General features: G+C 63.7%; 22 protein-coding genes and 2 tRNA genes. 15 read left to right on the top strand and 9 right to left on the bottom strand.

Annotated features, from left to right (window positions below):
• Nucleotides 1-53 precede the first annotated feature (53 nt).
• Nucleotides 54-1,145, top strand: coding sequence for a serine hydrolase (locus Q0X62_RS02625; protein WP_297731302.1), 1,092 nt, complete (start codon nucleotides 54-56; stop codon nucleotides 1,143-1,145).
• Between the two features lie 3 nt (nucleotides 1,146-1,148).
• Here Q0X62_RS02625 and Q0X62_RS02620 read toward each other — a convergent pair whose 3' ends face one another.
• Together Q0X62_RS02620 and Q0X62_RS02615 are read right to left on the bottom strand one after the other, a co-directional pair.
• The gene (locus Q0X62_RS02620; RefSeq protein ID WP_297731301.1) at nucleotides 1,149-1,355 is read right to left on the bottom strand and encodes a twin transmembrane helix small protein; all 207 of its coding nucleotides are present in this window, start codon (nucleotides 1,353-1,355) and stop codon (nucleotides 1,149-1,151) included.
• Nucleotides 1,355-2,404: a Rieske 2Fe-2S domain-containing protein gene (locus Q0X62_RS02615; RefSeq protein WP_297731299.1), complete on the bottom strand. Its 1,050-nt coding sequence runs from the start codon at nucleotides 2,402-2,404 to the stop codon at nucleotides 1,355-1,357. Before Q0X62_RS02615 ends, Q0X62_RS02620 begins: the two co-directional genes overlap by 1 nt.
• A gap of 138 nt (nucleotides 2,405-2,542) precedes the next feature.
• Between Q0X62_RS02615 and Q0X62_RS02610 the strand changes: the two genes are divergently transcribed.
• Entirely contained in the window at nucleotides 2,543-3,097 is a 555-nt protein-coding gene (locus Q0X62_RS02610) for a hypothetical protein (protein WP_297731297.1), read from the top strand.
• Here Q0X62_RS02610 and gluQRS read toward each other — a convergent pair.
• Nucleotides 3,094-3,930 carry a tRNA glutamyl-Q(34) synthetase GluQRS gene (gluQRS, locus tag Q0X62_RS02605; protein ID WP_297731295.1) on the bottom strand — a complete coding sequence of 279 codons (837 nt, stop codon included), beginning with the start codon at nucleotides 3,928-3,930 and terminating at the stop codon, nucleotides 3,094-3,096. The two genes, Q0X62_RS02610 and gluQRS, sit on opposite strands and share 4 nt — an antisense overlap.
• Before the next feature lie 260 nt (nucleotides 3,931-4,190).
• On the opposite strand from gluQRS, the gene Q0X62_RS02600 reads away from it, so the two are divergent.
• The 3 genes from Q0X62_RS02600 to Q0X62_RS02590 all read left to right on the top strand — a co-directional run bounded on the left by Q0X62_RS02600 (nucleotide 4,191) and on the right by Q0X62_RS02590 (nucleotide 6,179).
• Nucleotides 4,191-4,856 (top strand): phospholipase, encoded by a 666-nt coding sequence (locus Q0X62_RS02600; RefSeq protein ID WP_297731293.1) that lies wholly within the window; start codon nucleotides 4,191-4,193, stop codon nucleotides 4,854-4,856.
• A 227-nt stretch (nucleotides 4,857-5,083) separates the two neighbouring features.
• Nucleotides 5,084-5,650 carry an HNH endonuclease gene (locus Q0X62_RS02595; RefSeq protein WP_297731291.1) on the top strand — a complete coding sequence of 189 codons (567 nt, stop codon included), beginning with the start codon at nucleotides 5,084-5,086 and terminating at the stop codon, nucleotides 5,648-5,650.
• Between the two features lie 16 nt (nucleotides 5,651-5,666).
• A complete protein-coding gene (locus Q0X62_RS02590) occupies nucleotides 5,667-6,179 on the top strand; it encodes a DUF1697 domain-containing protein (protein ID WP_297731290.1) in 513 nt (170 codons plus the stop codon).
• Nucleotides 6,180-6,183: 4 nt separating this feature from the next.
• Here the strand turns inward: Q0X62_RS02590 and Q0X62_RS02585 are convergent, their stop codons facing one another.
• The 3 genes from Q0X62_RS02585 to Q0X62_RS02575 are packed head-to-tail and all read right to left on the bottom strand — an operon-like array spanning nucleotide 6,184 to nucleotide 7,979.
• Nucleotides 6,184-6,759: a demethoxyubiquinone hydroxylase family protein gene (locus tag Q0X62_RS02585; protein WP_297731288.1), complete on the bottom strand. Its 576-nt coding sequence runs from the start codon at nucleotides 6,757-6,759 to the stop codon at nucleotides 6,184-6,186.
• Nucleotides 6,756-7,289 (bottom strand): disulfide bond formation protein B, encoded by a 534-nt coding sequence (locus Q0X62_RS02580; RefSeq protein ID WP_297731286.1) that lies wholly within the window; start codon nucleotides 7,287-7,289, stop codon nucleotides 6,756-6,758. Before Q0X62_RS02580 ends, Q0X62_RS02585 begins: the two co-directional genes overlap by 4 nt.
• A gap of 60 nt (nucleotides 7,290-7,349) precedes the next feature.
• A complete protein-coding gene (locus Q0X62_RS02575) occupies nucleotides 7,350-7,979 on the bottom strand; it encodes an exopolysaccharide biosynthesis protein (protein WP_297731284.1) in 630 nt (209 codons plus the stop codon).
• 159 nt (nucleotides 7,980-8,138) lie between these two features.
• On the opposite strand from Q0X62_RS02575, the gene Q0X62_RS02570 reads away from it, so the two are divergent.
• The 10 genes from Q0X62_RS02570 (at nucleotide 8,139) to Q0X62_RS02525 (ending at nucleotide 17,977) form a co-directional block, all read left to right on the top strand.
• Nucleotides 8,139-8,223 (top strand) — tRNA-Leu (locus Q0X62_RS02570).
• 337 nt (nucleotides 8,224-8,560) lie between these two features.
• Entirely contained in the window at nucleotides 8,561-9,424 is an 864-nt protein-coding gene (locus Q0X62_RS02565; RefSeq protein WP_297731281.1) for a DUF417 family protein, read from the top strand.
• A 152-nt stretch (nucleotides 9,425-9,576) separates the two neighbouring features.
• The gene (locus Q0X62_RS02560; protein ID WP_297731279.1) at nucleotides 9,577-11,373 is read left to right on the top strand and encodes a long-chain-acyl-CoA synthetase; all 1,797 of its coding nucleotides are present in this window, start codon (nucleotides 9,577-9,579) and stop codon (nucleotides 11,371-11,373) included.
• Nucleotides 11,370-11,951, top strand: a complete 582-nt coding sequence (locus Q0X62_RS02555; RefSeq protein ID WP_297731276.1) for a DUF924 family protein — start codon at nucleotides 11,370-11,372, stop codon at nucleotides 11,949-11,951. The genes Q0X62_RS02560 and Q0X62_RS02555 overlap by 4 nt, the downstream gene beginning before the upstream one ends.
• A 96-nt stretch (nucleotides 11,952-12,047) precedes the next feature.
• Nucleotides 12,048-13,229, top strand: coding sequence for a serine hydrolase (locus Q0X62_RS02550; protein WP_297731274.1), 1,182 nt, complete (start codon nucleotides 12,048-12,050; stop codon nucleotides 13,227-13,229).
• Between the two features lie 156 nt (nucleotides 13,230-13,385).
• Complete coding sequence (locus Q0X62_RS02545) at nucleotides 13,386-13,610, top strand: hypothetical protein (RefSeq protein WP_295696175.1); 225 nt, start codon at nucleotides 13,386-13,388, stop codon at nucleotides 13,608-13,610.
• Nucleotides 13,611-13,669: 59 nt separating this feature from the next.
• Nucleotides 13,670-14,593 (top strand): alpha/beta hydrolase, encoded by a 924-nt coding sequence (locus tag Q0X62_RS02540; RefSeq protein ID WP_297731272.1) that lies wholly within the window; start codon nucleotides 13,670-13,672, stop codon nucleotides 14,591-14,593.
• Nucleotides 14,594-14,631: 38 nt separating this feature from the next.
• Nucleotides 14,632-16,068, top strand: coding sequence for a protein adenylyltransferase SelO family protein (locus Q0X62_RS02535; protein WP_297731270.1), 1,437 nt, complete (start codon nucleotides 14,632-14,634; stop codon nucleotides 16,066-16,068).
• The gene (pgeF, locus tag Q0X62_RS02530) at nucleotides 16,065-16,856 is read left to right on the top strand and encodes a peptidoglycan editing factor PgeF (RefSeq protein WP_297731268.1); all 792 of its coding nucleotides are present in this window, start codon (nucleotides 16,065-16,067) and stop codon (nucleotides 16,854-16,856) included. Before Q0X62_RS02535 ends, pgeF begins: the two co-directional genes overlap by 4 nt.
• Nucleotides 16,857-16,930: 74 nt before the next feature.
• A complete protein-coding gene (locus tag Q0X62_RS02525; protein WP_297731266.1) occupies nucleotides 16,931-17,977 on the top strand; it encodes an NAD(P)-dependent alcohol dehydrogenase in 1,047 nt (348 codons plus the stop codon).
• A 21-nt stretch (nucleotides 17,978-17,998) separates the two neighbouring features.
• On the opposite strand, the gene Q0X62_RS02520 is transcribed toward Q0X62_RS02525, so the two are convergent.
• The 3 genes from Q0X62_RS02520 to Q0X62_RS02510 form a co-directional block, all read right to left on the bottom strand.
• Nucleotides 17,999-18,442, bottom strand: coding sequence for a response regulator (locus tag Q0X62_RS02520; protein ID WP_297731265.1), 444 nt, complete (start codon nucleotides 18,440-18,442; stop codon nucleotides 17,999-18,001).
• Nucleotides 18,439-20,202, bottom strand: coding sequence for a PAS domain S-box protein (locus tag Q0X62_RS02515; protein ID WP_297731263.1), 1,764 nt, complete (start codon nucleotides 20,200-20,202; stop codon nucleotides 18,439-18,441). Before Q0X62_RS02515 ends, Q0X62_RS02520 begins: the two co-directional genes overlap by 4 nt.
• 106 nt (nucleotides 20,203-20,308) lie before the next feature.
• Nucleotides 20,309-20,385 (bottom strand) — tRNA-Arg (locus Q0X62_RS02510).
• Nucleotides 20,386-20,539: the final 154 nt, after the last annotated feature.

Below are 20,539 nucleotides of genomic sequence, written 5' to 3'. Positions count from 1 at the left end.
CTTGTACCTAGCGCCTGACTCCGGTCCGGGGAAGGGCCGAAAAGGGGAAGATGATGTTCACCAGTCTCGCAATCGCCGCGCTCCTTGTCGTTCAGCCAGCGGCTCAGGCCCCCGCGCCGGATGTCGACGCCATCGCCGCCACGACGCTTGAGGCCTCCGGCGCACCGGGCGTCGCAGTCATGCGCATGACGGATGGCGAAATCGAGATCGGAACGGCCGGCGTGCGGGCCCAGGGTGACCCGGCGCTGATCGGGCGCGACGACCTCTGGCATATGGGATCGAACACAAAATCCATGACCGCCACCCTCATTGCCCGTCTGGTCGAGCAGGGTGTTGTCGGCTGGGATGACACGATCGCCCAGCATCTGGGCGAGGCCGTGCCTGACATCCACCCCGCCTATCGCGACCTGACCTTCCGCCATCTTTTGTCCCACCGCGCCGGGCTGACGCCCAATGTCGGCATGGTCGCCATGTTCCAGTTCGGCGAGCAGGGCGCGAGCGGTGATCCCTTGCCGCCGCAGCGGGTCGACTATGCCCGCCGTGTCCTCGCCGCCGCACCGACGGTCGCGCCGGAGGCGGAATACCAATACTCGAATGCCGGCTATGTCGTGGCTGGTGCCATGATCGAGGCCGTCACCGGCGAGAGCTGGGAGACGCTGATCGCACGCGAGGTATTTGAACCGCTGGGGATGACGAGCGCCGGATTCGGGCCGCCCGGATCGGCAGACACAGTCGACCAGCCGCGCGGGCACCGAGGTGGACTGTTTGGTGTTCAGGCGATTGCGCCGGGCCCGCGGGCGGATAATCCGCCGGTCCTGGGACCCGCCGGGACAGTCCATGTCTCGCTGAGCGACCTGGCGCTTTATCTCCAGGCCCATCTCGACGGGGCTCGCGGCGAGGGCGATGACTATCTGTCCGCGCAGAGTTGGGAGACGCTTCACACCCCGACATTCGACGGCAATTACGCCATGGGCTGGGGTTTCAACGGCACCCAGCTTCTGCATGCCGGGTCGAACACGATGTGGTTCGTGCAAATGGTGATCGAGCCGGCCACCGGGCGCGGCTATGTGGTTGCCTTCAATGATGGCCGGGTCAATAACCTGCAGGGGCCGACCGCCGATGCCATCCGGGCGCTGGCTGAGTAGGCCTCACCCGCCCAGATTTTCCTTCACCAGGAAGATGGCGATGATGATCAGCACGGCGGCAAACTGCAGCACGACACGCAAGCGCATCAGCTTGTTCGAGCGCGAGCGCGCCTTGTCGTCCGACTTGTACATGTTGAAAATGCCAAAGCCGAGCGTGATGACGACCGCCAGCATGGCGATGTAAAGCAGGCCTGTGAGGAAGGTATCCATCAGCTTCTCCAGCGCAGTTCCGCTGCGCGCACGGGGTTCTTGAAGGGGGCGCCGGTCTCGCGGTGCGTGTCCCAGGCGCGCTTGAGAGCGAAATACCATTTCGCCTGTACATCGCTGTCATGGATCAGCATCAGCTTGGGGTCATAGGCGAGGCCGACCTGCTGGGCGTTCACCGCATCGCGGTCCTGGCCGACAAAGGTCTCGATGCCCTTGCGGATCACCGGATTGGGCACGATCGAGGGCAACCAGTGATCCCAGTAGACCACGATGGTGATCGCGGTCGAGTTTTCATTGGTCGGCGTCACGGCGGTGAAACCGGTGAAATGCTTGCCGCCGGCTTTCACATATTCCGTGCGCAGGCCGGGCAGCTGGAAGCGGATCTCGGTCTGCGGCTCGCCCATCAGTGAATAGAGATAGGAATTCTTCGACGGCACGTGTGGCAGCATGGAGAAGCCGCGCTCGACCGGACCGAATTTCTTGGTTTTCTCATGCACGGACTTGGCCGAACGCCACCACCACTGACGGTGGATGTAAGGAATATGGGCCGGGTCCATCAGGCCGATCACGGCATGGTCGACATGGCAGTTGAAGACGTCGCGCACGACCAGTTTCGGCTTGTGCCCCTCGGGAATGTCCAGCTTGGGCGGATCGATCGAGGGCGGGGTATTGGCCTGGTCCTCATCGGCATACCAGATCCAGATCAGGCCCTGGTCCTCATGCACAGGGAAGCGGCGCACGCGGATCCTGGTCAGGTCCATCGCCTCGGCCTGGTCGGCGGTCAGAGAGGGAATGGCAGCGCAGGAGCCGTCCGTGCGGAAGCGCCAGCCGTGATAGGGGCATTCGACCTGGGTCTCGCCATCGCGGTTCTGGGCTTCGCCGCCGGACAAGAGGATGCCGCGATGCGGGCAGATGTCCTTGAGGGCATAGGCCTTGCCGTCATGGTCGCGTCCGAACAGGATCGGCTGGCCCAGCAGCTCGCGATGGAGATGCTGGCCCGGCTTGAGCTCGCTGGCGAGGGCGCCGAAATACCACAGGTCTTTGACAAACATGATCGCCACATAGCGCGTTGCGGCGCGCCTGCCTAGCATTCGGGCGGCATCACAAGTGCGGCATATGGCCTTGTCCAGCCAGCGCAGGGGCGGCTAGTCTGGCCTCACGCACAGGGGGCGCGTTGAAGGAAGACGCGCATGCGCACGAGACGACCGACACATCTGTTTCACCCGGTCACGGTCTGCAGCCTCGCCGCTGCGCTGGCGCTGTCCGCCTGTTCGCAAGAACCGGCCCCGCTGCCAGACGAGACACGGTTGCCCACGGCGGCGCTGGCCGCGTTCCAGGCCCATCTTCGAACCATGAGCGAAGGGGATCTGACCTGTCCGGATGCGGCCATCGAGGCGGCCCCGCGCGTGAGCGCCTATCTCAATGAAGATCGTGTGCCCGACTTTGCCATCGCCACCCAGGACCTCGATTGCGACAGCCAGATCAGCGCCTCGGTCGCCTATTTCTGCGGCGGCTCGATCTGTGCTTTCCCGGCCCTGGTGTCCGAGGGCGAGGATTACCGGGTGGTCTGGCTGATGTCCGGCAATGAGATCGAAGCCCAGTCGCATTACCGCGAGGAGCGCTTTGTGGTGCGCCAGCTCTCCTATGCCGGCTCGCGCGGCAGCACCGTTCTGGTGCGGGAATACAGCTGGATCGACGGCGCTTTGCGCCGGGTTGCAGAGCGCGAGGAAGTGGCCAGCCGCTAGGTGGCGAAGCGCGACCGGACCTCGTCGGGAGAGACACCGCTTTCGCGCAGGGACTTCAGCGTCACTGACTTGTTGCGCTTGGCAAAGCGCTCGCCATTTTCATCCAGCAGAAGCCGGTGATGGCGATAGACCGGTGTGGGCAGGTCCAGAAGGGTCTGCAACAGGACGTGGAGCGGCGTCATCGCGCGCAGATCCTCGCCACGGATGACATGGCTGATGCCCTGCAGCGCGTCATCATGCACGACCGCGATATGATAGCTGGTGCCGACATCCTTGCGCGCCAGAATGACATCGCCCAACGGGTCCGGATTGGCGGTCTGCTCGCCCGCCCCGTCTTCGATATATCGCATGGCCGAAAAGCGTGGTCCCAGCAGGTCGCGGCACCGTGCCAGCGACAGCCGCCAGGCGAAGGCCTCGCCCGCCGCCATCCGGCTCGCCTCTTCATCCACGCTCATCGGTTCAAGCGGCCCACGATAGACCTCGCCGACTTCGTGCGGTGCCCGCGCGATATCCTCCATGATTTCGCGCCGCGTCTTGAAGCAGCGATAGATAACGCCCAGCGCCTCGAGCCGTTCGAGCACGCGGGCATAATCATCAAAATGCTCCGACTGGCGCCGAACCGGCTCCTCCCAATCCAGCCCCAGCCAGATCAGATCGTCCAGGATAACCGGCTCGAATTCCCGCTTGCAGCGAACGGTGTCGATATCCTCCATCCGCAGGATGAAACGCCCCTCCGCCTCACACGCCGCGCGGAATGCCGTCCAGGCAGAAAAGGCATGGCCGATATGGAGATGCCCTGTCGGGGATGGGGCGAAGCGGGTGGTGAAGCTCATGGTGGGAGTGAGACAGAGTCAGGCCGATTTGTCATCTGGGTGGCTTTTCTTCCCCACCGCGTGGGGAAGTGGGCCCGGCGCAGCCGGGGTCGATGGGGCCGAGCGCAGCGAGGGGGCAGCTCGTCGCCTCCGGCGCCGCCCCTCCGACCCGCCGCTACGCGTCGGGGCACCTCCCCACGCTGTGGGGAGGAAAGAGGAAGCATCTTGCCCCGACGCCCCGCATCCCTCTATCCAGTCTGCAATCAATCCGGAGCCCTTTCATGACCCGACCCATTGACGGACCGCGCCTGGCGCCGCGGGACGGATCTGCGCCGAAAAAGCTGGTGATCTTCCTGCATGGCTATGGCTCGAACGGGAAGGACCTGATCGGGCTGGGGCAGCATTGGGCGCGGGATTTGCCGCATGTTCAGTGGGTGTCGCCGAATGCGCCGGACCCGGTGCCCGGCGCGCCGGACGGCTATCAATGGTTTCCCATCTCCAATCTCGACCCGGACCGGATCGAGGCCGGCGCGGCAACCGCTTGGCCGATCGTTGATGCCTTCATCGACCAGGAACTCACCCGCTATGGCCTGACCGAGCAGGACCTTGTCCTGTGCGGTTTCTCGCAAGGCACGATGCTCTCACTGGCGACCGGTCTGCGCCGCGAGCGGCCGGTGGCCGGGATTATGGGCTTCTCCGGAGCCCTGCCGGGCGGCGGGCGATTGAAGGAGGAGATGCGCTCGAAGCCACCGATCATGCTGGTGCATGGCGACCAGGACCAGGTCCTGCCGCTGGGCTTCATGTTCGATGCGCTGGAGAATCTCGCCGCCGCCGGTCATGGCGCGCAATGGCATATCTCCCAGGGCCTGCCGCACTCCATCGGCGAGGACGGGCTGGAGATCGGCCGGCAATTCATCGGCAATGCCCTGGCCGGGCGTTACCGCTGAGCCACACCGGACCGCTGTCGTCGAGGATTCTTGCACCCGTCATAGGACTGACACGCGAACAGGAGTAATCTTCCTTCAAGCGCGGGATGTGAAATGATTCGTCCAAGCGAATCCGCGTCTTGCGTGCGATGGGAGGTGTGCTTTCAGGACTGTGGTCCGGAATACTCACCCCCTCCCGACCAGCCTCCCCCCACGGGATTTTGCCGGTCGCAGTGAGGGAGGTCGCCATGCAGGTGCTTGAGCGGGCGCCGCAGGGATGGCCCTGTCTGGTCCTGAATGCGGACTATCAGCCGCTGAGCTATTGGCCCCTCTCGACCTGGCCCTGGCAGGAAGCGATCAAGAATGTCTTCCTCGAACGGGTGGCCGTGATCTCGCATTATGCGGAAGTCGTGCACTCGCCCAGTTTCGAGATGCACGTGCCCTCGGTGGTCGCGCTGCGCGATTATGTCCACCAGAACCGGACGCCGGCCTTTACCCGCTACAATGTCTGGCTCCGCGACGGCTTCAAATGCGTCTATTGCGGCAAGCATGGCGTCGACCAGCTGACCTTCGACCATGTCATCCCGCGCCGAGCGGGCGGCAAGACCAGCTGGGAGAATATCGTTGCCGCCTGCGGGCCGTGCAATCTGAAGAAGGGGGGCCGCACCCCGCGCGAAGCGCGCATGCCACTGCCGCGCCCGCCGCAGCGCCCCTCCATGCACGAATTGCAGGCCCAGGGCCGCAAATTCCCGCCCAAATTCCTGCATGAAAGCTGGCTTGATTATCTCTATTGGGACATTGAGCTGGAACGATAAGGCGGCGGGAGCCAGGATGACCACACACATCGCCTTCTTGCGGGCCGTCAATGTCGGTGGGACCGGCAAATTGCCCATGGCGGAATTGAAGGCGATGGCGGCGAGGGTCGGCTTCGACAACCCCCGTACCTATATCGCCTCCGGAAACCTGGTGTTCGAAAGCGATCTGACGTCTGCCGAGGCCGGTAAGAGACTGGAGGCGGCGCTTGAAGTTTTTGCCGGCAAGCCGGTCGGTGTGATCATGCGGACGCCGGAGGCGCTGCAGGCAATTCTGGACGCCAATCCTTTCGCGGACGCGCCAGGCAATCGCTGCGTCACCCTCTTTCTCGATACCCCGCCGCCGGACGATCTGGACGCCACGCTGAAACATCAGGCCGGCGAAGAGGTCGCTGCCGGACAGCGCGAAATCTACATCCACTACTGCGAGGGCATGGCGCAGTCGAAACTGGTCATTCCGGCCGCGAAATCCGGCACAATGCGAAACATGAATACCGTCGCCAAGCTGGTCGCGATGGCGCGTCAGGTGTGAGTGCCTAGATCCGTTCCGACACCTTGATCGCCACGCGGCAGCCCGCTTCGATGGCCTTGGAGAGCAGCGCATAGCCCGGCGCCTGTTTGGCGCCTTCCTCGATGGCGAGGTCGCGGTGTTCGAGTTCTTCCTCGCGGAATTTCGTGAACAGGGCGGCGAGCTCGTCTTCGCCCATCGCCTCGAGTTCCTCGATCTGGCCGGCATAATGCTGCTCGATCACGCTCTCGACGGCTTCGGTGCAGGCATGGGCGGCCTTCCCGCCCATCAGGGCCGTCGCAGCGCCCAGGGCGTGGCCGGCCACATCCCAGATCGGGGCGAGGGCGGTCGGGCGTGTGCCGCGTTCGAAGATCAGCCGGTCGAATGTGTCGAGATGGTGCTGCTCGTCCGCTTCCATCTCCTCCAGCTGACGGGCGATCCTGGCCTTGTGGGGCAGGGTTTTGAAAATCGCGCGCTGACCCTGATAGATCGCCACGGCCCCGTATTCGCCGGCATGATCGACGCGCACCATTTCCTCGACGCGGCGGGCATTCTGTCGTTTGCCGGGCAGGGGCGGGGTGAAGCGCGTGTCGGCCTCGCTCATGATTTCAGGCCTTTCAGTCCGACCAGCACGGCCATTGCCGCCATCCCGGCCGAGATCAGTGCATTATAGCCAGCCATGGAAATGCCCAGCAGGGTCCAGGCCGCTTCGTCGCACAGGACGACGGGCGGGCAGTCGCGCTCGGGATCGATCAGGCAGCTCATGTCTATATTGGGGGTGCCGCCGGTCGTGGTGCAGGTCTCCGGGCCCGGCCACCAGCCGTATTCGACGCCCGCATGCCAGCCGGCAAAGCCGGCCGAGTAGATGAGAACGGCAGCGATTACGAAGATCATCCAGGGCGCCGCCTTGGCGAGGGTAGGGCGCAGGATCAGGGCGAGGCCGAAGACGAGGCCCAGCCCGATCACCGTCATGTGAATATGGCGCTGGTCATAGCACAGGGCGCAGGGCGCATAGCCGCCGATATATTCAAACCCCCAGGCGCCCAGCATCAGCAGCAGGGAGCCGCCGGCCAGCAGGAGCGGCCAGCGTGTCAGCGGGAATTGGGACAGGACCGGATTCATGAAACGCATCATTACGGCATCACCTCACACGCGCACCGCGACCAATGCGCACACAGATTGCAGACCGGCGCGTCAGATCAACGACCGGATGAAGTCTTTCAATACATCAGCCGCGGCCGCGCCGAAGAATGAAAACAATGTTATCAGCAGGATGATCCAGGCGAGACCGAGCACAAGCCCGGCCAGGACTAGCAGCCCGTCACGGGTCAAAAGGCCCAGCGAGCCGATGACCAGGGCGATGCCCGGGGTGGAATTGGTCAGGGGCAGCGGGACCAGGATCGAAGCGCAGAACAGGACGAAAATGCCGCCGACCAGACGCTCCGCCGTCGGACCGGACAGCGCGGTCAGGCGCGGCCGCGCCAGCGCTTCCAGCCAGCCAAACCATTTGCGACCGCCGCGCGCCATGCGCGCCAGACCCGCTTTCTCGATCCGCCGTGCCTTGAAGCTGGCGGGCAGCCAGGGCTCGGGTCGACCCAGCATCATCTGCGCCGAAATCGCCATCATCGGCAGGGCCATGACTTGTGGAACGCCGTAGAGAAAGGGAATGCAGACCGGCAGCGCCATCGCAAACAGGATCACGCCAAAGGCCTGCTCACCCAGCGCGTCGACAAACTCGCCCAGGCTCAGCCCGTCTTCCGGCGCCGTCTCCGCGATCGATTCCAGCGTCCCGATGAGGCCGCGTTCTGCGTGTGTTTCGGTCATTGATTTTCCCGTCCCGGATTGTTCGCGAGACTAGCCGCAGCGGCAGGCCTGTCCAAGCGCAATGGGTTGTTGACAGAGCGGGGGGGGATGGGCAGCTTGCGCCTCCGAATTTCCTCGCTCGACCAGCCTGCCCATGCAGGCCCGGACGGCGATCACAGGGCCCCTGTGGCGGAATTGGTAGACGCGACGGATTCAAAATCCGTTTTCTTCGGAAGTGCCAGTTCGAGTCTGGCCAGGGGCACCATTCCTTCTTGGCTTCCGCTGCGCTCGAACCCGCGCCTGGCCTCACCTTGGGTGTCCGGGTTCGTGCTCACATGAAGCGCGCTCAAGGCTGCCGGGGCGGGGGCTGGCCGCCCGGCGCGCGGTCGCGCTTGCGGCCCGGTGGGGCCGGGGGTGTCCCTCGGCAATTCGCTTTGCTCCTGCCCTCTTGGCCAATCGGTCGCGCCGTATCTCCATACCTGACTGCATCGTCATCAAGTGCTTGAAATCGGCCCTCGTCAGTCCTCCTTGCGGGTGCTAGCCTTCTGTCTTGAGCCTGGACGGAGGCCGGTGTCTTGCTGTCGCCTGGAAACGCGTTGTTGGTGGCCCGCCTGTGTCTGGCGGTGATGTTCCTGTGGTTCGGGGCGATGAATTTCACCGCCGTCGGGACGCAGATCACCGGTAGCTGGATCGAGGGGCACGCCTTCCTGTCGGGCCTGGCCGGACAGGCGGGCTCCGCGGCGAAGACTCTGGGTGTGTATCAGATCATAGCCGGCATCCTCGTCGGTGCACCGTTTCCGTCGGGCAGTTTTCGACGGATCGGTTTCGCCATGACCGGGCTCTATGCGGCGCTGGCGCTGACGGTCCTGTTCACAAATCCGGTCTGGATCGAGGCGGCGGGAGGATTCCCGGCCATCGGCTCCGGCCAGGGCATTCTCAAATATGTCACCATCCTCGGTCTCTCCCTGTGGGGCGGGAGTTTCGAGAATTCGCGCATGTTCGCCCAGCGCCACACCGATATGCGCCTGTGGAGCCAGCCGGTCATGTGGCTGGGACTTGTGTTGGTCCTGGGCTGGATCGGCGGGATGAAGTTTACCGCTGTCGAGGCTGCCGGCATTGAACCGCTGGTCGAAACCTCGCCGGCCTTCGCCTGGCTGCTTGGTCTGATGCCGCTGCAAACCGTGTCCAATCTGATCGGCATGATCGAACTGATCACCGTGGTCGGACTGCTGGGCTACTGGTTCAACACGACGCTGTTCCGGATGGGACTCTATCTGGCGATCATCACCTTCTTCCTGACCCTGAGCTTCCTCATCACCTTCCCGGGCAGCTGGGCCGGTGAGCTGGGCGGGTTCCCGGCGCTGGGGCGGGCCGGTCATTTCCTGCTCAAGGATCTGCCCCTGCTCGCGGCCTGCCTGGCCCTGCTTTCGGAGACCGGTCGCCAGGGGACACTTCGCCGGCGCTAGCCCCGCGGCCAGCCCACTCGCTTGACGCGGCAATCCTCGGTAATCTTCTGAAACATGTGATCACACTTGCGGCGCCAGCGCCCGGCCTTGCTTGACCGGGCGGGGGCGCCCCATATCGTCTCGCAAAAGAGAGATAATGGGAGGTCGATAGAATGGGCATGCTGGGCGCGATCGCGCGTGAGTTCAATTATGTGACGAGCATGCTCGCAGTCTTGCGCAAAGTGTCCAAGGTCGGCGCCGGATCGGGCCTGCGCGTCCCCGATCATATCGAGAATACCGTTGATCGGTTCGCCGACCGTCCCATGGCGATCCTGGATGATGGAGAAATCAGCTATCGCGCCTTCGACGCCTATGCCAATCGCATCGCCCATTGGGCACTGGACCAGGGCCTGAAGCCCGGCGACAGCGTCGCCCTGTTCATGACCAATCGCTGGGAATACATCGCGGTCTGGTTCGGCCTGTCCAAGGTCGGCATCGTGACGTCCTTGATAAACAGCCAGCTGACCGGTGCGTCCCTGGCGCATTGCCTGACCATCGGCGACACCCAGCACGCCATCATCGAGGCCGAGCTGGCAGACGCCTATACGGCCGCCCGCGCCTGCGGGATTGGCGAGATCGCGGCCTGGTCCTTCGACGGTGCGATCGACGGCGCCCGCGAGCTGATGCCAGCCCTCGAGGCGGTCAGCGACGCCCGTCCCGACCGCTCGGTGCGTGCGGATGTGAAGCCGGAAGCGCCGGTGCTGAAAATGTTCACCAGTGGCACGACCGGCCTGCCCAAGGCGGCGCTGATGACCCATGTGCGCGCGCTCTATTATCTCAACATCTTCGCCATCATCGCCAAGGCCGCCCCGGAAGACCGGATGATGATGGTGCTGCCGCTCTATCATGCGACGGGTGGATTGTGCGGGGTGGGCTGTGCCCTGTCCTTCGGCGGGTCGCTGATCATCCGGCCGCGTTTTTCCGCCTCGGCCTTCTGGCCTGACGTGAAACGCTTCCAGGCGACGCTCTTCATGTATGTCGGTGAGCTGTGCCGCTTCCTGGTCAATTCGCCGGTCGCGCCGGAGGAGACCGATCACACGCTGCGCTGCGCCATCGGCAATGGCATGCGCCGCGATGTCTGGGAGGCCTTCCAGAAGCGGTTCGCGCTCAAGGATATCGTCGAGTTTTATGGGTCCACCGAGGGCAATGTCGGCCTGGTGAATGCGTATAACCAGCCCGGTGCCGTCGGTCGCGTGCCGAATTATCTCAAACACCGCTTCAATATCGACCTGGTGAAGTTTGACCTTGATGCGGAAATGCCGCTGCGCGACACCAATGGTCGCTGCATTCCCTGCGAGCCGGGCGAAGTCGGCGAGGCGATCGGCCGGATCGACCCCGATGACGCCCGTTTCCGCTTCGATGGCTATGGCTCGAAGGAAGACACCGAGAAGAAAGTCCTGCGTGACGTCTATGAGGAAGGCGATGCCTGGTTTCGGACCGGCGATCTCATGTCGCGCGACAAGCTGGGCTATTACTATTTCGTCGACCGGGTCGGCGACACTTTCCGCTGGAAGTCCGAGAATGTCGCCACCGGCGAAGTTGCCGAGGCTCTGGCCTTCGAGGGCGTGGAACAGGCCAATGTCTATGGCGTTGAGGTGACGGGGCATTCCGGCCGCGCCGGCATGGCGGCCCTGGTCACCGATGCGGCGCGCCCGCTCGATCTCGAGGCATTGCACGCGCATGTCCACGCCTCGCTGCCGGCCTATGCGCGTCCGCTCTTCCTGCGCCTGCAGCCGCAGACCGACACCACGGGCACGTTCAAATTCCGCAAGGTGGATCTGGTCAAGGAAGGCTTCGATCCGGCCAAGGTGACAGATCCGATCCTGCTTGATCATCCCGGTGAGGGGCGCTATGTGCCGCTGACGGGGGAGCTGTACGAGGCTGTCCAATCCGGTAGCCTGCGCGTATGAGTATTGCTGATCCGACCATCGACGAGGTCATCGACTTCTGGTTCGAAACCGCCGGCCCAAAGCGCTGGTATGCGGCCTCACCGGGCTTCGACGCGCGGGTGCGCCGTCTGTTTGCCAGGGCAGTTGAGGACAATGCGCGGCTCTGGTGGCAGAGCGGTCATCCTTGGGAGGACACGGCCTATGGTCAGTTCGCCCTGATCCTGATGTTCGACCAGTTCACCCGCAATATCTGGCGCGGCTCGGGCCATGCCTTCGCCCATGACGAGCTGGCGCGGCATCTGGCCTGGCAGATGATCGAGCACGGCTATGACTGGGTCATTCCGGAGGAGCGCCGCGCCTTCGTCTATATGCCCTTCATGCACTCCGAAGAGATCACCGACCAGGATCTCTGTGTCGAGCTGGCTGGCGAGCGCCTTTCCGGCACAGGCACGCGCGATCATGCCATCAAGCATCGCGAAGTGATCCGCCAGTTCGGACGTTTCCCCTATCGCAACGACGCCTTGGGCCGACGCTCGACGCCGGAGGAGATCGCCTATCTCGAAGGCGGCGGCTATGCCCCGGGCCGCAAGCGCGGCTGATCCGGATTGTGAGCGCGATATTGCGGTGTTTTAACTCCAAATCTGCCCCGGCTTGCGCCTAGTCTTCGCCCCTCAAACGGGATGAGGGGCAAGAAAATGATCAAACAGGGTCTTTCCATTCTGGCTTTCGCCATGGCCACCTGGCCGGTGGCAGAGGCGCAGGATGTTGACGCGCTGGAAACGGCAATGACCGAGGTGCTCGAGTCGCATCTCGGCCCGCGAGGCTTTGTCGGAGCAACCGTCGCACTGCGTTTGCCCGATGGGCGGGTGGTGACCAGCGTGTTGGGGCATGCAGACCGCGAAGCCGGCATCGAAATGCGCCCCGACCATCGTCTGCTTGGCGGGTCCATTGGCAAGACATTTGTCGCGGCCGCTCTGATGACCCTGGTCGAGGAAGGCCGTGTCTCTCTGGATGACCGGGCCGCCGAGTATCTCGGTGGAGAGGACTGGTTTGACCCGCTGCCCAATGCTGCGACCTTCACCATCGGTCAGCTTCTGAATCACGCATCGGGCATTCCGATCGATTATTTCGAAACAGAGCCGATCCGTGAGGTCATACGCCGGTCCGCCGAGGAGAACTTGGACCTCTCGGAGCAGGGCGTGACCCATGAGGATTTGTTGCGTCCGCTGGCCGGGTTGGAACCCTTGTTCGAGCCGGGTGATGGCTTCCACTATTCCGACGCAAATTACACGATCGTGGCGTTCATCGTCGAACGGATCTCGGGCCAGTCCCCGGAGTCCTTCGTCGAAGATCGCTTCATCACGCCGCTTGGCCTGGTCGATACTGAAGCCCAGCGTCGCGCCATGCCGCGCCTGACTGCGGCCTATATGTCACCGCGCTTTCAGCAAGTCTTCCCGGGCGTTCCGACCAAGGCGGGCGAATATGAGCGCCTCGCTTATGACCCGGCTCTTGAATGGGGTGGCGGTGGCTGGGTGTTTACCGCGACTGATCTGGCCCGCTGGGGGCATAGCTGGTTCGCCGGGGAGGCCTTGGAGGGGGATTACCGCGAGACCATGCGGGCCTCAATCAATTTCAACCCCGAGGTGGATCATGGCTGGGCCTATGGCATCGGCCTGCAATGGCAGGATCAGGACGGGGTCGGCGAGCGCTGGTTCCACCAGGGCTATGATCCGGGCTTTATCGCGAAGGTCGAATACCGTCCTGACAGTGAATTGACCCTGGCCGTCATGTTCAACGCTATCGACCCTCGTTACGAGCGCATCGCGGACGCGATCTGGGACGCCATCGGCCCGGCAATGTCGACCCCGCAGGACTAACCCGGACAGAACGACTCGGCAAATTCGACCGCAGGGCAGGGCGCGCCGATCTGTGGAAAATTCAAGTAATTGATTTTATTGGGTTAAGTTGGGCGTCTGTCTGGCCCACGGATTGCTCTTCCTGATGGAAACAGACCCATCCGGCAGGAGCCCTGAATGACCCCGCATGTGCAAATCACCGCCCAAGATATCCACCAGATAGCCTGGACCATGGTCGATCTGCATGGCGCTCAGGCGATCGGCTATGCCGATGAGGCGGTCAGCGATCTGGACGGGCAGGGTCTGCCGGAAAGCGCCGATGCCTGGCGCGCCCTGCGATCGGTGATGGAAGATGCGCTGGCCGGTCGTCTCGACCGCGAAGCCGGTGTCACGGTTCATTAGAGACTGACGGTCGCACTTGTCGCGTAGGCGGCGCGGCAGCGCCGTGCTAACCGGTACACATGGAAACGCCCGCCTGGCCTGAGGCCTTCTCGAAATTCGGACTGCAGGACCCGCTCGAGCCCGCCCGCGCGGCACCGCGCATGCGCGACGCCCTGCTGAAGGCCGCCCCGCACATGGATGTGCGCGCGCCGGATCTGGCCGAGGTGCGCGAGCTGATGATCCCGGGCGCCGAGGGTGAGCGGCCTGCCCGCCTCTATCGCCCCAATGGGGCCGACGATGCGGGTCCCTGTACCTTCTTCATGCATGGCGGCGGCTATGTGATCGGCGATCTGGAGACCCATGATCGCCTGTGCCGGCGTCTCGCGGCCAGGTCCGGACATCGCGTGCTGGCCATCGATTACCGATTGGCACCGGAACATGTCTGGCCGGCGGGTGTTGCGGATTGTCTCGCGGCCTTCGACTGGCTGTGTGGGCCCGGTGCGGAAAGGGTTGGGGCGCTGCCGGACCGGATCGCCGTGGCCGGGGATTCCGCCGGTGGCGGCCTTGCGGCCATCCTCGCCCAGTCGCGGCGCGACCGGATCTGTTTCCAGCTGCTCATCTATCCGCTCCTGCAACTGGTCGAACGTCGCAAATCCAAGCCGAAATTCCTCGAGGGGCATCTTCTTTCCAGCTTCACGCTCGACCAGATCGTGCGCGCCTATCTGGCCGACCCGGAGCAGGCCAGCGAGCTGACCGTGTCACCGCTCCTGAACAATGATCTCGCCGGCGTGCCACCGGCCCATATCATTGCCGCAGAACTGGATCCGCTTCTGGACGAGGGCCAGGCCTATCGGGACCGGCTCGCCGCGGCGGGTGTTCCGGTCAGCTATAATATCGGCAAGGGTTTGCCGCACGGCTATTTCAACCTCACCGCCGTCCTGCCCGGCGCCAAGGCCCTGGTCGACGAGACCGCGCTGATCCTGGGTGACGGGCTGCGCGGCTGAGATTTGCAATTGCGACCGGTCGGGCTTAGCTCCCGGTCATGAGTTTTTCCGACCGCTATCGCCCGAACCCCGCCTTTGCCCGTCTGGGCGATGACTTCTCCGATCCGGTCGAACCGGCGGATTTCCCGGCCGCCATCGAGCGCTTCCGGAATGATCGCTGGGCGCCGGCCATTGGCCTGGGCGGTCTTGATCCCACTGATCGCGAGGCGCATTTCCAGCGCTTCGAACCTTTGCCTGACAATCAGGTGACGCCGCGGGCGATGCGCTATCACGGCCATCAATTCCGCACCTATAATCCTGAACTCGGCGATGGACGTGGCTTTCTGTTCGCGCAACTGCATGATGACCGTGATCGCCTGCTCGATCTGGCGACCAAGGGCTCCGGCCAGACGCCCTGGTCGCGCGGCGGTGATGGTCGCCTGACCCTGAAGGGGGCGGTGCGTGAAGTGCTGGCAGCCGAGATGCTGGAAGCGCTCGGCGTCTACACCTCCAAGGCATTTTGCGTCTTTGAGACCGGCGAGCAGCTGGCCCGCAATGACGAACCCTCGCCGACCCGCTCGGCCGTGCTGACGCGTCTGGGGCATTCCCATGTGCGCTTCGGCACTTTTCAGCGTCATGCCTATGAGGGTTCGAGCGAGCGGATCGGTCGGCTGATCGACCACGCCATCGAACACTATTACCCGCATCTCGAGGGCGCGCCGGATCGGCCTGCGGCATTGTTGGAAGCGGTCGTTGCCGCCAGTGCCAGTCTGGCCGCCAGCTGGATGGCCGCCGGTTTCGTCCATGGCGTTCTCAATACCGATAATCTCAACCTCACCGGAGAGAGTTTCGACTACGGGCCCTGGCGCTTCCTGCCCCACTACGAGCCGGGCTTTACCGCGGCCTATTTCGACCAGCAGGGTCTGTATTGCTTTGCCCGTCAACCAGAGACGGTGTTCTGGGCGCTGCAGCAATTGGCCAATGCGTTGGCCCTGGTCGGGGAGCGCCCGGCGCTGGAGGCGGCGCTCAATACTTTCCCGACCCTCTATCGCGAGGCGTTGCTGGACGCCTTCCTGCGCCGCTTCGGCGTGGCGTCGGCCGGGGAAGAGGCGGATGAGGTGCTGGTGCGCAGCTTCCTGGCCTTCATGGAGACCTCGAAAATGGGTTGGCAGGCGCCTTTCCATGACTGGTTCTGCGGTGAGGCTTCGGCCAGGCGCGCCATGGCCGGTCCGCGTGCGGCGACCTATTCGGGGGAGGCGTTCGAGGCCTGGCACGCCGCCCTGGCGGCGCATGAGCCGGTCCGCATCGAGCGCTTGTCCCATCCCGCCTTCGAGCGGGCCGATCTGGTGGATCTGGTCATCGACACGGTCGAGGCTGGCTGGGCGTCGATCGCGGAGTCCGATGACTGGTCGACCTTCAATGCGTTGATCGCGGATATTCGCGAGGCCGGAAAAGGCTTTGATCTGGGCCGCGACCGGGTAGGATTTCGGCCATGACACTCGATCTTGTTCGCGCCGGGACGCTTGACCGTCCGGACCTCATTCATGCCTTCACGACGCGCCCGGGCGGAGAGAGCGAGGGGGTTTATGCTTCGCTCAATCTGACACGGTCGCGCGGTGACCAGGCGGCGCATGTCGCGGCCAATCGCGAACGCGTGCGCAAGGCGCTGGGCCTCGACGCCCTGGCCTTTGCCAATCAGGTCCATGGCCGGGCCGTGCTGCGTGTGGACGGGGCGCCGAAGGGCGACCAGGCCGTGGGCGAGGGGGATGCGCTCATCACGGACCGTCCGGGTATCGGCCTTGTTTGCCAGACCGCCGACTGCACGCCCATCCTGTTGTTTGACCCTGACCATCGGGCGGTGGCGGCGATCCATTCCGGATGGCGCGGCACGGTGCAGAATATCGCCGCGGCGACGGTGGAGGCGATGACCGAAGCTTACCGAACCGATCCTGCGCAACTCCTCGCCGCGATCGGTCCGTCCATCTCGGCGGTCAATTACCGGGTCGGCCCGGAAGTCGTGGCCGAGTTTGAAGCGGTCTTTGACGTGACCGGCGGCATCCTCTCGCCGCGCGACCCGGAAGGCGGGGCGCATCTGGATGTCGGCGAGGCCTGTCGGCGGCAACTTGTCATGGCCGGCCTGCCGGAAGCGGCGATCTGGCGCTCGAAGCTTTGCACCTACGGCGAGCCGGGCCGGCTTTTCTCGGCCCGCCGCTCGCATCATCGCGGCGAAAGCGGGCAATTTGGTGGGCAGGCGGGGATTATCGCCCTGGCCACGGTCGGCTAGACCGTCATCCGCCCTTGGTTTTTGGCGCGGCTGGCCTAGACTTCCATACCGAAGCATCGAAACGGAGCCGACCCATGCCGCAATCCCTTGGCTATGCCGCCCAGTCCGCCGACGCCGATCTGGGCCCGATTTCTTTCGAGCGGCGTGAGCCGGGTCAGGACGAGGTCCTGATCGAGATCACCCATTGCGGTGTCTGCCATTCCGATCTCCACCAGGCGCGCAATGACTGGAAAAACACGATGTACCCCTGTGTTCCCGGTCACGAGATTGTCGGCACGGTGGCAGCGGTGGGCGCCTCCGTCAGCAAGGTCAAGCCGGGCGATACGGTCGGGGTCGGCTGTCTGGTCGACAGTTGCGGCGAGTGTGGTCACTGTCATGAAGGGCTGGAACAGTATTGCGATACCGGAGCGACGGGGACCTATAATGGTCGCCTGCCGGACGGCAGCCATACCTATGGCGGCTATTCCCAGCGTGTGACCGTGAAGGAGAGCTTTGTTCTGCGCATTCCGGAGACACTGGATCGCGCCGGTGCCGCGCCGCTCCTGTGTGCCGGTATCACGACCTATTCGCCATTACGTCACTGGAAGGTGGGGCCGGGACAGAAGGTCGGCGTGGTCGGTCTGGGCGGGCTCGGCCATATGGCGGTCAAGCTGGCCAAGGCGATGGGGGCGGAAGTCGTTCTCTTCACGACATCACCGGGCAAGGTCGAGGATGCCAAGCGGCTCGGCGCGTCCAAAGTCGTGATCTCGAAGGATCGCGACCAGATGAAAGCCGAGCGTTTGACGCTCGACTTCATCCTCGACACGGTCGCCGCCTCGCACAATCTCAACCCCTATCTCGATTGCCTGAAGGTCAATGGATCGCTGGTCCTGGTCGGCGTGCCGGACGAAGCGCATCCGTCGCCCTCCGTCGGTCGGCTCCTGGCCAAGCGTCGCTCGATCGCCGGCTCCGCCATTGGCGGCATCGCCGAGACCCAGGAAATGCTCGATTTCTGCGCCGAGCACGGCATCCACTCGGATATCGAGATGATCGCCATGGCCGATATCAACGCCGCCTATGAACGCATGCTCAAGAGCGATGTGAAATACCGTTTCGTCATCGACATGGCGACGCTGGCCTGAGGCGTGAAACCGAGCCTGGTGCTAGTGTCGGGCCGGCAGCGTCGCCGCGCCGAACCAGAATTCCTCGATCGCCTCGACGACATCCCGCATCCGGCCAAACTCGTCCGGCTTGGTGATATAGCCATTGGCGTGGCGATCATAACTGTCCGTGATGTCCTGATCGGCTCGTGAGCTGGACAGGATGATGACCGGGATGCGGCGCAAATCCGGTGCATTCTTGAGCTGTGCGAGGACCTGCTTGCCGTCCAGCTTTGGCAGGTTGAGATCGAGCAGGATCAAGTCCGGTGTCGGTGCACCCTCATGACCGGATCGCTTGAACAGAAAATCCAGCGCGGCTTCGCCGTCGACAGCGACGTGAAGCTGGGCGCGGAAATCGCTGTCCTCGAACGCCATGCGGGTCAGGAAGACATCGCTTTCATTGTCTTCGGCGTGCAAGATTTCAATGCCTTTTCGGGGCGCGTTCATGCTTCTTCTCCCTTGGTCTCGGCGAGATCCGCAACATCGGATGCTTCGAGGTCAGGCCAGTATACGTAAAAGCGGCTACCCTTGTCGGGTTCGGATTCTGCCCAGATTCGACCACCGGCCGCGGTCACGATTTTCCGGCAGATGGCAAGGCCCATGCCGGTTCCCGAATATTCCGAGGGCGAGTGCAGGCGTTTGAAGGGTTCGAATATCTGCTCGCAATAGTCCGACTTCATGCCGATGCCATTGTCGGAGACGGTGAACAGCCAGCCTTGTTCGAAGGGCGAGGCCGAAATCTGGATGCGAGGTGTCGCGTCCACTTTCGCATACTTGATCGCGTTGGCGATCAGGTTCTGGAAAACCCGCAGGAAGCGCGTCGGATTGGCTCGCATGGCCGGCGGCATATGGATGATGGCGAAGCTGGCTTCGGTGCGTTCGATCTCTTCGGCGAGGTTTTGTCGGGCGAGCTCGATCATGTCGGCGGGCAGCAAGGTTTCGACCTGGCCCAGATCATCGCTTGCGCGTGAAAAGGAGATCAGATCGTCCAGCAGGGCCTGCATGCGGCTGGCGGATTGAGCGCAGATATTCAGCGCCCGGCGCCCGTCGGCGTCCAGCTGGTCGGCATAACGCTTGTTCAGCATCTGCGAAAAGCTGCCGATCATGCGCAGGGGTTCCCGCAGGTCATGCGAGGCTGCGAAGGAGAAGCGCTCCAACTCCGCATTGCTGGCTTCCAGGCGCGCGATGAAGGCTTCGCGTTCGGCTTCGGTCTGCTTGCGATCGGACAGGTCGCGGGCGGTGGCCACGAAGATATGTTCCTCGCCCTCCCTGTACTCGGTGACCGCGAGTTCGATGGGGATGGCATGACCGTCGGCATGGCGCCCCTCGACTTCGCGCACCTTCCCGACGATCTCACTGGCTCCCGTCTCGATATAATGCCGGATGTAGTAATCGTGCTTGTGACTGTGTTCGGCGGGGGTGAGGAGGCGAACATTCTCGCCAATCAGTCCGGTCGGGTCATGGCCGAAAATCGTCTGGCAGGCGGGGTTGGCTTCCAGGATGATTCCCGCCGCATCGGTGGCGACGACGGCATCAACGGCACTCTGGGTCACCGCGCGCAATCGCATCTCGCTCTGGCGTCGGGCGAGCTCGCCTTCGCGTTCAACCGTGATGTCCTCGATCGAGCCCGCCAGCCGGATGGCTTCCTGCGGTCCAGTCCACAAGGCCTGGCCGGTGAGATGGCACCAGACATAGTGGCCGTCCGCGTGTTTCAGACGCAGATCGCGCGAGAAGGGCACGCCCTGGTCGATATGGTCCTGGATCGCCGCGGTCAGGGTATCGGTCTCGTCCGGATGGACGCGATCGAAGAATGCGGCGGAGCTGCCGGGGCCATTCGTGTCGCTGACGCCCAGGATTTGCTGTGCGTTGGGCGAGAGGATCAGCGTGTCGGCGCGCACATCCCAGTCCCAGACGCCGATTGCCATTCCGCGTACGACCAGATCATAGCGCTGTTCCGAGAGTTGGCGCACTTCATTGGCATGCTTGAGCAACAGGGATTGGCGCCGTAAGGCCTGCAGGGCGAGGACGAGGCCGGACATCAACAGGCTCAGCAAGGCTGCAGCCGCAGTCTCGACGAGATTGGCCCCGCCGGGCGACAGCGTCAGAAGCAGCGTTTCACCCGCTGCAAAGACAACGGCCAGACTGATCAGCGCGGGCAGGTAGAGCCTGACCGGCGTGCGTGGATCCAGGATCGTCCTGGTCCTCATGAAGAGCCCCTTCTTGTCCAGTGACACAAAGTTGACACCTGCAATATGCGTGCGGTCAAGGGGGCTGTGCGTTAAGGTTGCCGGGCGCGCTGGGCAAGCGCGAATATGGTGACCCCGACTGGATTCGAACCAGTGGCCTACGGATTAGGAATCCGTTGCTCTATCCGACTGAGCTACGGGGCCGACCAGGACGTTTAACTGGAATAGTTGAAATCCGGACGCAAGCGTGAACTTCGGTCCTGCACGGGCTCGCAGTCCAGGGGAAGGTGCCGACCGCCAGGAAACCGCTTGTTAACCACCGCCTCAATTAACCGGTTGTTGACAACGTCTGTTAGAG

Source organism: uncultured Maricaulis sp. (genome assembly GCF_947259345.1).
In the GTDB taxonomy this organism is placed as follows: Bacteria; Pseudomonadota; Alphaproteobacteria; order Caulobacterales; family Maricaulaceae; genus Maricaulis.
Note: the sequence above shows the minus strand (reverse complement) of the source record. Positions and strands in the feature narration are given on the sequence as shown.

Bases quoted from the DNA above. Each gene is read 5' to 3' on its own strand.
- Q0X62_RS02515 (WP_297731263.1), bottom strand. From the start codon at position 20,202: ATGAGGACCAGGACGATCCTGGATCCACGCACGCCGGTCAGGCTCTAC.
- pgeF (WP_297731268.1), top strand. From the start codon at position 16,065: ATGACACTCGATCTTGTTCGCGCCGGGACGCTTGACCGTCCGGACCTC.
- Q0X62_RS02610 (WP_297731297.1), top strand. From the start codon at position 2,543: ATGCGCACGAGACGACCGACACATCTGTTTCACCCGGTCACGGTCTGC.
- Q0X62_RS02615 (WP_297731299.1), bottom strand. From the start codon at position 2,404: ATGTTTGTCAAAGACCTGTGGTATTTCGGCGCCCTCGCCAGCGAGCTC.
- Q0X62_RS02520 (WP_297731265.1), bottom strand. From the start codon at position 18,442: ATGAACGCGCCCCGAAAAGGCATTGAAATCTTGCACGCCGAAGACAAT.
- Q0X62_RS02555 (WP_297731276.1), top strand. From the start codon at position 11,370: ATGAGTATTGCTGATCCGACCATCGACGAGGTCATCGACTTCTGGTTC.
- Q0X62_RS02525 (WP_297731266.1), top strand. From the start codon at position 16,931: ATGCCGCAATCCCTTGGCTATGCCGCCCAGTCCGCCGACGCCGATCTG.
- Q0X62_RS02560 (WP_297731279.1), top strand. From the start codon at position 9,577: ATGGGCATGCTGGGCGCGATCGCGCGTGAGTTCAATTATGTGACGAGC.
- Q0X62_RS02545 (WP_295696175.1), top strand. From the start codon at position 13,386: ATGACCCCGCATGTGCAAATCACCGCCCAAGATATCCACCAGATAGCC.
- Q0X62_RS02590 (WP_297731290.1), top strand. From the start codon at position 5,667: ATGACCACACACATCGCCTTCTTGCGGGCCGTCAATGTCGGTGGGACC.
- Q0X62_RS02585 (WP_297731288.1), bottom strand. From the start codon at position 6,759: ATGAGCGAGGCCGACACGCGCTTCACCCCGCCCCTGCCCGGCAAACGA.
- Q0X62_RS02625 (WP_297731302.1), top strand. From the start codon at position 54: ATGTTCACCAGTCTCGCAATCGCCGCGCTCCTTGTCGTTCAGCCAGCG.
- Q0X62_RS02620 (WP_297731301.1), bottom strand. From the start codon at position 1,355: ATGGATACCTTCCTCACAGGCCTGCTTTACATCGCCATGCTGGCGGTC.
- Q0X62_RS02535 (WP_297731270.1), top strand. From the start codon at position 14,632: ATGAGTTTTTCCGACCGCTATCGCCCGAACCCCGCCTTTGCCCGTCTG.
- Q0X62_RS02595 (WP_297731291.1), top strand. From the start codon at position 5,084: ATGCAGGTGCTTGAGCGGGCGCCGCAGGGATGGCCCTGTCTGGTCCTG.
- Q0X62_RS02575 (WP_297731284.1), bottom strand. From the start codon at position 7,979: ATGACCGAAACACACGCAGAACGCGGCCTCATCGGGACGCTGGAATCG.
- gluQRS (WP_297731295.1), bottom strand. From the start codon at position 3,930: ATGAGCTTCACCACCCGCTTCGCCCCATCCCCGACAGGGCATCTCCAT.
- Q0X62_RS02550 (WP_297731274.1), top strand. From the start codon at position 12,048: ATGATCAAACAGGGTCTTTCCATTCTGGCTTTCGCCATGGCCACCTGG.
- Q0X62_RS02600 (WP_297731293.1), top strand. From the start codon at position 4,191: ATGACCCGACCCATTGACGGACCGCGCCTGGCGCCGCGGGACGGATCT.
- Q0X62_RS02540 (WP_297731272.1), top strand. From the start codon at position 13,670: ATGGAAACGCCCGCCTGGCCTGAGGCCTTCTCGAAATTCGGACTGCAG.
- Q0X62_RS02580 (WP_297731286.1), bottom strand. From the start codon at position 7,289: ATGATGCGTTTCATGAATCCGGTCCTGTCCCAATTCCCGCTGACACGC.